This window comes from Edwardsiella ictaluri ATCC 33202 (assembly GCF_000264785.1).
Lineage (GTDB): Bacteria > Pseudomonadota > Gammaproteobacteria > Enterobacterales > Enterobacteriaceae > Edwardsiella > Edwardsiella ictaluri.
This window is the reverse complement of sequence record NZ_AFJI01000050.1, coordinates 1-12,126: the sequence shown is the minus strand read 5'-3', so window position 1 is coordinate 12,126 and position 12,126 is coordinate 1. Positions and strand designations below refer to the sequence as shown.

Sequence of the window (12,126 nt, the reverse complement as noted above, 5' to 3'; positions counted from 1 at the left end):
TATTATTGTCGGCCAGACCGTTGGTGATGTTAAACTTTTACTTGGGCATGGGGCCGATGTTGAGGCGAACGTAACGATCAGATCCACCAATCGCGGGAAAGCTCAATTTATTCAACAACACCTTTATTCAGCGCTATTTTTGCTAAGATAGGCACATGGTTACCGGGAGAGAATACGATGAGAAAACGGATCCTACGCGAGCAGTTGACGATCCAGTGCATGATACGGCTATATCAGTCTGCAGCACCCAATGCGATACACACTGACGCGACCTATTTCGAGCAGCTGTACCACTATGCCTGCCAGCGCTTGGCACGTTGCCCGTTCGGTGAGGAAAAACCCGCATGCAAACAGTGTCCAATCCACTGCTATCAACCGGCCAAACGAGAGGCGATGAAAGCGGTCATGCGCTGGGCCGGACCGCGCATGCTGTGGCATCACCCTATTCTGGCCCTGCGCCATCTATTAGATGATCGACGGCCAGTACCACCGCTGCCGGAAAAATACCGCCGCCGGGAACGCAGCTAAAGCCCGGAGCGGACGCGGTGATAGCCAGCCGACGTTTAGCGCACTACCAAGACGCTGGTGGTCGCGTAGCGCACGATCTTGGTGGCGTTAGAGCCCAGCAGGTAGGTGGACATACTGGGGCGGCGGGAGCCAATGACGATCAGATCGGCGCCGATCTCTGCAACCTCTTTCAACACCTCATCGTAGATAGATCCCTTCCTGATCTGGCAGCTCACGCTGCTGGGCTCGCTCAGGTCGAGCGTCTTCGCCAGCGCCTGCATCTTATCCATGCACTCTGCTGCCAGAATATCCTCAAAGCGCAGGGTCTCTTTGTTCAAACGGCTGAGTGAGCAGTCAGGCACCTGCATGACATAAAGCAAGCAGATCTGTATGGCCTCCTGGGCCGCCAACGCGTTGACCTCATGTAGCGCGGCCTGAGTCAGCGCCATCTCGTCCAGATCGACGGGAACCAAAATCGTCTTATACATCGTTAACCTCTTGTTACGATTGCCTTAAGGGATGTTATCACCGCCATACCCAAAAAGGGGGGCAAGAGTCCGGTTTATGGAGCCAGTTAACATTTTTACCTATTGGTAGACGTATCAGGAGAATAATTAATCAAACAATAGCACGGACGGCCATCATCATACGCCACGACGAAGTTAAACTGGCTGTTAATCACCGCTTCCTGCCCTTCGCGGTACATCTCTTCCAGGAAGATGGCCACGCTTACCGTCAGGCTGGTGCGCCCAACACGCGTCACCCGCCCATCCAGCCTGACGAATGGAAATAGGATGCTGAAGTTAATCCGTTCGGTGGATACCTTCATCAGACGTTTACGGCAAAAACGGGGGGCTGCAATACAGGAAACCTCCTCCATCCAAGCCAGAGCAGTGCCGCCAAACAGCGTAGTGGTTGATGCTGGTAGGAAACAGGAAATTAGCAACGCGGGTCACCGATTGCGTTATTTTTTGTTTGATGCAGGTTATTTCATTGCGATGGGATATAGATAACATGCGTCTTATAGTGCTGATGATATTGACACATACCAGGTGCCACTCAGAGCACATATTTTACCACTCTTGGCGATAACAGATTGAAATTCTGTATATTATCCACCATATACATATATGTATAGCCGATGTCCCACCGTGAACGGCGTGCGGCGTCGTCAACGCCCAGCCAGGTGCGACACACTGCGCAAGTGACGGCTCCACAGGTGTTCACGGCATGAGGTCTCCCCCCACATAACCCCTGAGGAATGGGATAGATAGATGGCAGAAGCGTTAATCGGATTTGTTCTGCTGGTCAGCCCCTGTGGCCACGATGCCTGTGATGCCTTACCGGTCACAGAGGATATTTACCCGACCCGTACCGAGTGCCAGCAAATGATAAATCGCCTGCACCAGCGTCGCCCTGGCGTAGTGTTATTGTGCAGTGAAGTCTATCGCGACGAAAACGCAAAACCGCGCTAAGGGCACGGCGATGGGCTGGCGGTGAATCGGGGTGTACTGTCGGCTGCCGCCCGCCGAGGGCGATTGGCACACCCCATATCTAGCGACGAACCTATCCCAGGAGGCATATATTACTGCAGCCAGTTTAGACACGGACAGCGCGCAACAACCGGGGCGTACACGCAGTACGTGAGGATTGTGAGGATTGTGAGGATTGTGAGCACGGTTCAGGACCAAAATGAAAAATCAAATATCCTACTGGGATAGGCTCTAAGTACCCCCTACCGCCTGCGTCTAGCGTTTTTCTCGCGCTGTGGGTTCAGCGGGACCGAATGCTATAAGTGCCAAGAGGCTGAGCAGATAACTGACATGGCAGCTACGCAGGATTCGCCTGAACAGCTTCATGTGTGACTCCTTTGGAGAGATATCCAGTCTTACTCTACCCGCTCGCCCATAAAGCGCCAGCCCGCCGCATGATGGGGATCACACTCCCGCTATCTTTCTTGATACTGACGACTGATGGGTTTCCGACGCAGACATATGGCCGATGGCCTCCTGACGTCAGATACAGAGATGATATCCCCGTCCGCTCGCATTCGTCGGCATCGCGGCAGGATAGATAGCATCATCGCCAGAGGCAGAGGCAGAGGCAGAGGCAGAGGCAGAGGCAGAGGCAGAGGCAGAGGCAGAGGCAGAGGCAGAGGCAGAGGCAGAGGCAGGGGGTTGGGACAGTTGGGACAGTTGGGACAGTTGGGACAGTTGGGACAGTTGGGACAGTTGGGACAGTTGGGACAGTAACGGGCACGCAGCCAATAGGCCGCGTGCGTGCCGCTATGCTTAGTAGTAGTTCTGTGAGGTCAGCTGCAGCAGAACCGAGTTCAGATCATGCATAAAAGATTTAACTTGTTTCATTTTAAACTCCTTAAAAGTGTGAGCCATATCTCTATTTCGAGAGGGATATTAGCGCATTCCCGTCATTAATCAACACCAAGTCCAAACTTTTTTTAATCATTAAAAATATCTTTGCATGGAGCTCATCGCCAGGCCGCGCCCCGCCTGGCATAGCACCATTTCATAGCAATGGTAAACGTTATGCAATATCAGCCAGTGTTGACAACGCGTTGTTAGTGCAGGGGGAGAGAAAACATAAACTCAACAATATAAAAATAAATCACGACAACGATTTTTTACTGCCTCAGAAAAATTGAACTCACCTGTTGAGCACGCCCGATGAATCTAACCAGGCGACCTCCATAGCACTCCATACGACGCAGACAGTCGTATCCCCCGCCTCCACCTCCCGCTGGCGGTGCTGGGCATTCTGTGATCCGCCGCCGACGCCCACCGGCTGCCGGGCGGATGCGCAGGCGCATTCTGGCGCTGAGCATCAATCAAGCACGCCCGCTCGCCGCTCTCATCCTAGCTGAGCGTCAGCCTTGGCCTCTGTAGCGTCACCCTGACCGGCGACGCCCGGAGCATCAATCTCCTGTAGAGGGTCGACCCGCAGCGCCGTCAGGCCAAATCACAGAGGCATAACCACTGCTGCACGATCCAGTGCACTCCAGAGGCCTGTCCCTCCCCCTGAGTGCAGCGGGGAGATTCATTCTCCGTCACGCTTTGTGCTACATTGAGCCCGGCGGCGGACCTTCCCGTAGCCGGGTACCGTCGGCGGAAAATGGAGAGATCAACATGAAGAAAATGGGTACGTTGCTGCTCCTTGGCAGCATCTCCGTCGGCGTCAGCCTGCTGGGCATCCTGCTTTTCCTGGCGGTGATCTATCTGGACAAGACGCACTTCTCCGCGCTGCTGCGTCTGCTTTAACCCGGTGGAAGGTTCTGCCCCGCCGCGCTCCCCTCTTTTTTCCTGCGCCACCGGCACCCCGCAGAGTCACGCTACAGCCTCCCACTATGGCTACCACGGCGTCCGCGCACCCCATCTCCGCAGACCATCCACCCGGCCATCCCCGACGGCATCGCCTCAGCATTGGTTAACCACACCCCGCTAAAACGATAGATTTGGAATACCAATATTACATTCATGATTCATATCACATATTGATGCTTATTTTTTATGCACTATCGCCCCATTGTTCACGATGCGGAGACCCGCTGATTTACGCATTGGCAAGGCTGTGGCACAACCCCGTAAATAACAAAATCAACAAACGAATCCAAAAGAGATTACTATGAAAAAGATCAAGAATTTTCGGTGGTATATGATCTTGCTGGTCTGCTTCATTACCATCATTAACTACCTCGACAGAACCGCGCTCGGTATCGCGGCACCCACGATCATGGAGAGCACCGGGATCACCAAAGAGCAGTACTCCTGGGTGGTCAGCGCCTTTCAGCTGGCCTACACAATTGGTCAACCAATCATGGGATTCTTCATTGATACCATCGGTCTGAAGATCGGCTTCTTTATCTGCGCCATCGTCTGGGGGCTGGCCACCATGGGACATGCGCTGACGGGTACCTGGCAGGGGCTGGCCTTTATGCGCGGCCTGATGGGATTCAGCGAGGCCTCCGCCATTCCTTCCGGCATCAAAACGGCGTCGACGTGGTTTCCGGCCAAAGAGCGCGGCATTGCCACCGGGGTCTTCAACATGGGCACCTCATTCGGCGCCATGCTGGCGCCGCCGCTGATTGCCTGGTGTATTCTGTTCCACAGCTGGCAATTCGCGTTTATCGTCTCCGGTAGCCTGGCTATCATCGCCGCCTTCGTCTGGTATTTTTGCTATAAGGACCCTCAAGAGGCCAAACGCCTCTCCGATGAAGAACGCCGCTATATTGAAGCTGGCCAAGAGTCGTTTCTACAATCCGCCAGCCAAGAGAAAACCTCAGTGCGCCATATCATCACCCAGCGCAACTTCTGGGGAATCGGCATCGCCCGCTTCCTGGCCGATCCGGCCTGGGGAACCATTAACTTCTGGGTACCCATCTTCTTCGTGGAGACCCTGCACTTCAGTCTGAAAGAGATCGCCATGTTTGTCTGGTTGCCCTTCCTGATGGCGGATCTCGGTTGTCTGGCCAGCGGCTTTGTGGCCCGTTTTTTCAACGACAGGGGCATCACCCTGATCAACTCGCGCCGTATCACCTTTACGCTTGGCGCGCTGCTGATGACCACCATCGGTCTGGTCAGTATCGTGGAAAATCCCTATATCGCGGTGCTGCTGATCAGCATCGGCGGCTTCGCCCACCAGCTGCTGTCGACGGTTGCCGCGACGCTGGGAGCGGATTTGTTTAAGAAGAACGAGGTGGCGACGGCGGTCGGGATGGCCGGGGCCTGCGCCTGGTCCGGTCAGCTCATCTTCAACCTATTTATCGGCGCCTTCGTCAGCATCATCGGCTTTGGCCCCTTCTTTATCGCCCTGGCGGTATTCGACCTGATCGGCGCCCTGGCGTTATGGCTGCTGATAGTCGACCGCCAGCCCATCTCTCACGGCAGCGGCACCACACTGGCCGGGCAGCGCTGAAGCCCGGCAGGACGGCGGGCACGATGCCGCCCTGTGCATCCGGGGTTAACGGTTCAGGATCCGGATAGAGCGGATGTGGTCGTTAAACCCGGTCGCCTCCTGCTCTCCGCCGCTGCGGGTATAGTATCCCCCGCTGTAGTCAGTCCCTTCGTAGAAACGCACCGTCCACCCCTGCGGCACCGAGAACGAGGAGATACGATCGGCAAAACGGTAGCGGGAAAGATCGGGAATATCGCGATCAATGCTCAGCGAAGCCCCGCGCTGACTCGAATCCTCATACACCATCAGGCGATCGGCGCCCTGGCTGTAGCCCTCATCCAGCGTCGTGGTGCTGCAGCTGGCATCCTTAGGCCGACAGAAAAGGCTACCCTCTCCCTGCCCCCGCTCACAGCGCTGCCCCACCTTATAGCGGGCAATCTGCTCGCTGCGCGCGGCGTCGGCATAGAGGCTGCTGAATGGCGTGAGCATGCAAATATAGATCTGCCCGCTGCCCTGTCCGCCGCGGTACCCAGAACTATTGTCGATATTATTGATAACAATGGATGCATCGGCACACCCCCCCAGGGTCAGCAGCGATGCCACCAAAAGCGTTCTGAACATAAGTACTCCTATCTGATAAGTATACTGTTACGGCAGCCCGTCGCACGTAGAGCAGCGGCGGAAGTTCATAGTACCTAATAGCCCGGCGCAGGGAATTAAGGGATCGTCTGATTTTCCGCTGCGCCAGCCAACGCCGGAAAGCACCACACGCTGCCGGCTCAGCCGCGCACCCAGTCAGGCAGCCAGTCACCGTGCGCCGCAATGAGATCGTCGATCAGGGCATAGATCTCATCGATACTCAGCGTCGCAGCCGTATGCGGATCGAGCAGTGCGGCATGGTATATCCGCTCGCGGTTTTCCGTCAGCGCTGCCTCCGTTACCAGCGTCTGCACATTGACATTGGTCTGCATCAGCGCCGCCAGGTGCGAGGGCAGCGACCCGATCCGCGTCGGCTGGATCCCATTGGCATCGACCAGACAGGGAACTTCCACACAGCAACCCTGTGGCAGGTTGTCGATCAGGCCCGCGTTACGCACGTTGCCATAGATCACCTCTGGCTCCCCACTCCACAGCGCATTCATGATCCGGCTGGCGTACTCCCGCGATGGCGTAATCTCGATATGCGGCGCCGCCTGATACTCTGCCAGCTCGCGCTGCCAGCTCGCCATCTGCTCCACGCAGCGTTTGGGATACTCATCCAGCGGGATGCGGTAACGCGCGATCAGATCATCGCGCCCAGGCTTGATAAACCACGGCGTATATTCGGCCATATGCTCTGAGGACTCCGTGACAAAGTAACCCAGTTTTTGCAGCAGCTCATAGCGTACGATATTCTCGCAGCGCAGGTTGCCATGTATGTTCGGCTTCGGCGCCCGCCCCTGACGATAGGCCTGCAGCAGCTGCGGGTAGAGATCGCGATACTGACCGTCCCCGCCGCGCTGCTCCAGCGAAAGATAGAAGGCCATATGGTTAATCCCGGCGCAGCGGTAGCGTAGCTGCGCCGGATCGATATCGAGATCCCGCGCCAGCTCCTCCGCCGTGCCCTGTACCGAGTGGCATAGACCGACCTGCCGCAGCTGCGGATAGCGCGCATACATAGCCCAGCTATTCATCGCCATCGGATTGACATAGTTTAGCAGCGTCGCCTGAGGACACTCCGCCATCATCATCTCGCCTATCTGCCACAGGTGTGGAAAGGTACGCAGCGCACGCATAATGCCGGCCGGCCCCAGGGTGTCGCCGATGGTCTGCCGCAGGCCATGGCGTGCACAGACCTCAAAATCGGTGACCGTGCAGGGCGTATAGCCACCGATCTGAAACGCCACCACCACAAAATCGGCCCCCTGCAGCGCCGGACGCAACGTCGTATGGCACTGAATGTGTCCGTCAGCTCCGGCCGCCGCCATCAGCCGGCCAACGACGATCCGCGACTCGGCCAGGCGCTGCGCATCGATATCCATCAACGCGATATCGGCTCCCCGCAGCGCGGGGCGCTGGAATACATCCCCCAGAATATTCTTCACAAAAATGGTTGAACCTGCGCCAATAAAGGCAATTTTAGGTGCGTTCATCGTCTCTCTCCCATAAAAGCCATCGCTGGAGGCATCGTGACACGCACAGCGGACGCGCGCGTCCGCCTTCTTACCAAAGCAGTCCCATTTCCTCGGATTTATCGATCAAGATTCAAAAAAATAACTTTTCGGGAGAAGAATAGACCAAAAGGTGAGAAAAAGCGTACAGAATAGCGGCCAGGCTAGAGACAGCGCGGCAGTGTTCCGCCGGGACGTCCGCCAGGGAGCGCGGCACCCTTATCTCTATCTCTGCCGCAGCGGGATCCGGAGGAAAACCATGGGGGAGAGTCACCACAAAGACGCAGCCACAGGGCTGATGTGCAACAGCACCGACCCACAGCAGCACAGCCCACTGATGCTCTATTCCGAGCACCAGCCCCTGGCGATCGCACTCTGTTCACCGCAGGCGATGGCCGCCAGCCACTGGCATGCCCAGGTCGAGCTCAATATTCCTTTCGACGGCGCGATAGGCTACCGCATTCACGATCGGCAGCTGCGCATCCCGCAGGGACATATTGCCCTGTTCTGGGCCTGTACCCCCCACCGTCTCGTCGATCCGGGGCACTGTCGCCACATGGCCCTGCTCAGCCTGCCCATGCATCTGTTGCTCTCCTGGCCGTTAGATCCGCAGCTGCTCAGCCAGATTACCCACGGCAGAGTATTGACATCTGCGCACCCGACCCGGCTAACGCCCGTTGAGATTGGGCGTTGGCAGCAGGATCTGCAGAGCCCATGCCCGCAGATGCGGCAGCTGGCCAGCGATGAAATCCTGCTAATGCTAAAGCGCTTGAGCCTCTCCGGCTGGCACGCCCTGCAGCCCGGTGGCGACGATCCGCGCGCGGGCAACGGCCAGGGGCTCTCACGCCATGCCCTGTTCTACGTCGGCCAGATGCTGACCTTCACTGCCGCCCACTACGATCGCGCGCTGACGATAGAGCAGGTTGCCCGGCACGTCGGCCTCAACGCCCACTATGCGATGGGACTGTTCCAGCGGGTGATGCAGATGACGATGAAGCAGTATATTACCGCCATGCGCATCAACCACGTCCGGGCGCTTCTGAGCGACACCGACAGAACGGTCCTCGATATCGCGCTCACGGCAGGGTTCAGCTCCAGCAGCCGCTTTTACAGCACCTTCAGTAAATACACCGGAATGTCGCCGCAGCAGTACCGTCGGCTGGCGCGTACAGGCGCAACGCACCCTCCACCGGCGGATTAGTTTATGATCCTCGTGGCGGGAGAGCATCGCGAACCGGCGTATTGAAACAATGAACCCTCTGAGCCCACGCGGGAAAATCGACAATGACGCAGAGAAAGGCCACGCTGAAAATAAGTATCGCTGCGTCACAGAGAAAACCCTCTGCTGTCAGCAGCGCGCTATTATTTTCCAGTCCCTAACCCTTTTGGTTTTAGGGACGCGGCGAGCAACCTGAAAACACCGGAGCGATATTGCCATCGACGCCGCCTCTTACAAAATTCAATGAAAAGGACAGCTGCGCCAATGGCCATGGAGTCATGACGCCGGATAACGCGGGTGGGTTACCATAACTACCAGCACCTCCATACCGACCGCGCAACGGTACCGTAGGCCAACACGCGGTACGGTCCGATCTACCGGGGGATAAGGGGAAACTACTTCGCCGCACCGGCATCAGGATGTTCAGCCAGCCACGCCTTCATCTCCTTGATCTCCTTATCCTGAGAGGCAATGATGTTTTTCGCCAGCTGACGCATCTGCGGATCTTTACCGTACTTCAGCTCGACTCTCGCCATCTCAACGGCGCCGATATGGTGCGGCAGCATCCCGGCGGCAAAGGCCACATCGGGATCGTTGCTCATCATGCCCTTCATCATATCTTCATGCATGGTGCCCATGGCACCGTGCAGCTCACGGTGCATGGCCGCCGCCTGCTCTACGGGCAGGTCAGCCGCCAGCGCGTTCGCCGCGGCAACGGTCAGGAATAACGCGCTCGCTAACGTTATCGTCTTCATACAACCCTCCTGTTCTGTAGGATAATCTTGAAAATCCTAATCCCTCCCCTAAGGGGAGAGTCAAGCGGACTTTCTCCGCACGCGCAGGCTACCGATGAGAAACCACATCTCTATAGATATATTCACTTGAGTTATAATAAATTACCTTGATTTATTATAAACCTAACGGCAGCACGCTATAGTCCATGCTACCACTCACCCACCCAAGTCCATTATGATCACGGACGCCATACTGAATTTAATTGGCAATCTGCCGCTGGCCGGACGTTTGGCCTATCGGCACAATACCCCCAGCGCGCATTGACCCATTCAGTAGCTTCCTGACACTGCGCGGCGCCCTCCGGCCCCGCGTATGGAGCGCCACAGCGCCAATACGGGCACGTTGTGGCTGTGGCTGTGGCTGTGGCTGTGGCTGGCGCAGCATCCGGGCGTCGAAAGCGTCTACTACCCCGACCTATCAGACCACCCGTAGTACGCGCTGGCGCAGCAGCAGATGAGCGACACCGGCGGCATTATCCCCTGCGTTTTACGCGGCGAAACAGAGCTGGCCACCCAGCGCATCGGACAACGGTACCTGTTTACCCTGACCGAAAGTCTGGGCGGCGTGGAGCGCCTGATATGTCAACCCTTCAGCATGACCCCGCCCCGATCCCCCTGACGCCGCGGTTGACGCACGGTATCCTTTCCCAGCTCATCCGCCTGCCGCTGGGCATTGAGGATGTCGCCGAGCTGCGGGCATATCTAGCTCTGGTACCCGACAGATCGCTGCCCAAGCCTCAGGCGGAGTAGAGCGATGTCAGCGCGCCGTGCAGCTTCTCCAACAGCTCAGAGGTGACATACTTATCGGTTACGACTTCAATGTAGGCGCCGCAGTCACCGGCTTCAGCATGGCGGATCGCCTCATCCAGTGCCTCGCAGGTGGTCACGCGGGCAGTAAACCAATCGCGGCAGCCCAGCCCCGCCGGCAGTTGGCTGTAGTTCCACTGCGTCAGATCGTTGTAATAGATATCACCATCCTTGCACAGCATACGCTCGACCAAATAGCCGTCGTTATTCACAACAAAGATCAGCGGCTTCAAGCCAAAGCGATAGAACTGGCCAATCTCCTGTACCGTCATCTGGTGCGAGCCTTCGCCGGTGATCAAAATGGTGCGCTTCTCCGGCTCCGCCATCGCCACACCGAATGCCGCCGGTGTCGCCCAGCCGATGGAGCCCCACAGGGTCTGCTGATAAAACATGGCGCCCTGTGGCATCTTGGCAAACGCCAGCCCCATGGAAGTGGTACCGGTCTCCGCCACCAGCAGATCGTTCGGCTTCAGCATCTGCTGCCAGCGTGAATAGAGGTACTCCGCGGTCAGCTTGCCGCTGCCGCTCACCACGGGGATCCCCTGTACCGGCGGCATATCGTGACGGCGGGCCCTGCGGGTGACCCTGCCTATCAGTCCACTCAGCACATCCTTCATCAACACGTTTTCATAGACCGACTTACCGATATGGACCGACGTCGGCTCCACGCTGATGCACTGCGCCTCATCCAGGTGCGAGGTGTACGCCCCGGTGTTCAAGTCACTCATAATAGTGCCGATTTTCAGTACACAATCGCTGCTCTCCACAAACTGGCGCACCCGTTGGTCCATCAGCTGGCCGACATACATTCCAACGTAGTTCGGGTGGGATTCATCGATCACGCACTTATCCATTATCATGGTGGCAAACGGCAGGTTAGCGGCATCAATCAACGCCGTCGCCTCCTGCTGTACGCCGTGGCGGACCAGATAAATCCCCGGCAGCGCGCAGACGCTATCACTGTTATTCAGGCGCTCGGCGATAACATCGATCACCTCATTCAAGATCTGCGGATCGCTGACGGGCTCCGCTGCCGGCTGCGCGGTGTCCGCCACGATCGGCATCATGGCATAATCGCTGGGGAAGCCCATATATACCGGTTTACGGTAGCGCAGCGCCGCCTCGATCAGGCGCTCGGTCTCTGCGATACAGTTTTCCGGCGTCAGAATGGCACGGGCACAGACAAAGGAGTCTGTGGCCTCATAAAACGACGTAAAATCGCCATTGCCCAGCGTATGGTGCACACACGCCCCCGCTGCCTGGACATGGCTTGCCGGCATACCGACCAGATGAAACAGCGTAACAGACTCGGCGCAGGCGCCGGCGATGCCGTTTATTGCACTGAGCTCCCCCACGCCAAAGGTGGTGCTCAGCGCCGCCAGCCCATGAGTGCGGGCATAGGCATCGGCCGCATAGGCGGCGTTCAGCTCATTACAGTTGCCTATCCAGCGTAGGCGTTCGTCCACACAGATGGCATCCTCAATCGGAAAAGCGTAATCTCCCGGAACGCCGAAAATGTCATGAATTCCCAGATCATATAGCCGTGACAGCACATATTCGATAACCGTTGTAGACACAATAAATCTCCCGCTTTATCAGATAATTCAATAGGCAATAGCGATTTCAAATGGTATTTTGGGTAGTGACTCCAAATTAGTGTCGTGGTACTATTCGCCTTTTGGATAAGAAATGGCAAAGATTGATGTGGTTTGCCCCCGCTGCACCAAAACTCAGGGAGTTG

General features: G+C 56.9%; 11 protein-coding genes and 1 pseudogene. 6 read left to right on the top strand and 6 right to left on the bottom strand.

Going from position 1 to position 12,126, the window contains the following annotated elements:
* Positions 1-177 precede the first annotated feature (177 nt).
* Complete coding sequence (locus EIEH_RS06380) at positions 178-528, top strand: nitrous oxide-stimulated promoter family protein (protein ID WP_015871114.1); 351 nt, start codon at positions 178-180, stop codon at positions 526-528.
* Between the two features lie 35 nt (positions 529-563).
* On the opposite strand, the gene EIEH_RS06375 is transcribed toward EIEH_RS06380, so the two are convergent.
* The gene (locus tag EIEH_RS06375) at positions 564-995 is read right to left on the bottom strand and encodes a universal stress protein (protein ID WP_015871113.1); all 432 of its coding nucleotides are present in this window, start codon (positions 993-995) and stop codon (positions 564-566) included.
* Between the two features lie 95 nt (positions 996-1,090).
* Positions 1,091-1,523 (bottom strand): annotated as a pseudogene (locus EIEH_RS06370) (acyl-CoA thioesterase).
* Between the two features lie 258 nt (positions 1,524-1,781).
* On the opposite strand from EIEH_RS06370, the gene EIEH_RS06365 reads away from it, so the two are divergent.
* From EIEH_RS06365 to EIEH_RS06360, 3 genes are all read left to right on the top strand, one after another.
* Positions 1,782-1,982, top strand: coding sequence for a hypothetical protein (locus tag EIEH_RS06365; protein WP_015871110.1), 201 nt, complete (start codon positions 1,782-1,784; stop codon positions 1,980-1,982).
* 1,668 nt (positions 1,983-3,650) lie between these two features.
* Positions 3,651-3,782 carry a hypothetical protein gene (locus EIEH_RS19940; protein WP_015871108.1) on the top strand — a complete coding sequence of 44 codons (132 nt, stop codon included), beginning with the start codon at positions 3,651-3,653 and terminating at the stop codon, positions 3,780-3,782.
* A gap of 364 nt (positions 3,783-4,146) precedes the next feature.
* Positions 4,147-5,436, top strand: coding sequence for an MFS transporter (locus EIEH_RS06360; protein ID WP_015871107.1), 1,290 nt, complete (start codon positions 4,147-4,149; stop codon positions 5,434-5,436).
* A 45-nt stretch (positions 5,437-5,481) separates the two neighbouring features.
* Here the strand turns inward: EIEH_RS06360 and EIEH_RS06355 are convergent, their stop codons facing one another.
* A complete protein-coding gene (locus tag EIEH_RS06355; protein ID WP_015871106.1) occupies positions 5,482-6,036 on the bottom strand; it encodes a beta/gamma crystallin-related protein in 555 nt (184 codons plus the stop codon).
* Positions 6,037-6,194: 158 nt separating this feature from the next.
* Positions 6,195-7,547: an alpha-glucosidase/alpha-galactosidase gene (melA, locus tag EIEH_RS06350; RefSeq protein ID WP_015871104.1), complete on the bottom strand. Its 1,353-nt coding sequence runs from the start codon at positions 7,545-7,547 to the stop codon at positions 6,195-6,197.
* A 277-nt stretch (positions 7,548-7,824) separates the two neighbouring features.
* Between melA and melR the strand changes: the two genes are divergently transcribed.
* On the top strand, positions 7,825-8,766 hold the full coding sequence (melR, locus tag EIEH_RS06345; RefSeq protein ID WP_015871103.1) for a transcriptional regulator MelR: 942 nt from the start codon (positions 7,825-7,827) through the stop codon (positions 8,764-8,766).
* A 413-nt stretch (positions 8,767-9,179) separates the two neighbouring features.
* On the opposite strand, the gene copM is transcribed toward melR, so the two are convergent.
* A complete protein-coding gene (copM, locus tag EIEH_RS06340; RefSeq protein ID WP_015871102.1) occupies positions 9,180-9,539 on the bottom strand; it encodes a CopM family metallochaperone in 360 nt (119 codons plus the stop codon).
* 618 nt (positions 9,540-10,157) lie between these two features.
* Between copM and EIEH_RS19645 the strand changes: the two genes are divergently transcribed.
* A complete protein-coding gene (locus tag EIEH_RS19645) occupies positions 10,158-10,328 on the top strand; it encodes a hypothetical protein (RefSeq protein WP_015871099.1) in 171 nt (56 codons plus the stop codon).
* On the opposite strand, the gene EIEH_RS06330 is transcribed toward EIEH_RS19645, so the two are convergent.
* Complete coding sequence (locus tag EIEH_RS06330) at positions 10,316-11,962, bottom strand: alpha-keto acid decarboxylase family protein (protein ID WP_015871098.1); 1,647 nt, start codon at positions 11,960-11,962, stop codon at positions 10,316-10,318. The two genes, EIEH_RS19645 and EIEH_RS06330, sit on opposite strands and share 13 nt — an antisense overlap.
* Positions 11,963-12,126 lie beyond the last annotated feature (164 nt).

Bases quoted from the DNA above. Each gene is read 5' to 3' on its own strand.
- EIEH_RS06380 (WP_015871114.1), top strand. From the start codon at position 178: ATGAGAAAACGGATCCTACGCGAGCAGTTGACGATCCAGTGCATGATA.
- EIEH_RS06375 (WP_015871113.1), bottom strand. From the start codon at position 995: ATGTATAAGACGATTTTGGTTCCCGTCGATCTGGACGAGATGGCGCTG.
- EIEH_RS06365 (WP_015871110.1), top strand. From the start codon at position 1,782: ATGGCAGAAGCGTTAATCGGATTTGTTCTGCTGGTCAGCCCCTGTGGC.
- EIEH_RS19940 (WP_015871108.1), top strand. From the start codon at position 3,651: ATGAAGAAAATGGGTACGTTGCTGCTCCTTGGCAGCATCTCCGTCGGC.
- EIEH_RS06360 (WP_015871107.1), top strand. From the start codon at position 4,147: ATGAAAAAGATCAAGAATTTTCGGTGGTATATGATCTTGCTGGTCTGC.
- EIEH_RS06355 (WP_015871106.1), bottom strand. From the start codon at position 6,036: ATGTTCAGAACGCTTTTGGTGGCATCGCTGCTGACCCTGGGGGGGTGT.
- melA (WP_015871104.1), bottom strand. From the start codon at position 7,547: ATGAACGCACCTAAAATTGCCTTTATTGGCGCAGGTTCAACCATTTTT.
- melR (WP_015871103.1), top strand. From the start codon at position 7,825: ATGGGGGAGAGTCACCACAAAGACGCAGCCACAGGGCTGATGTGCAAC.
- copM (WP_015871102.1), bottom strand. From the start codon at position 9,539: ATGAAGACGATAACGTTAGCGAGCGCGTTATTCCTGACCGTTGCCGCG.
- EIEH_RS19645 (WP_015871099.1), top strand. From the start codon at position 10,158: ATGTCAACCCTTCAGCATGACCCCGCCCCGATCCCCCTGACGCCGCGG.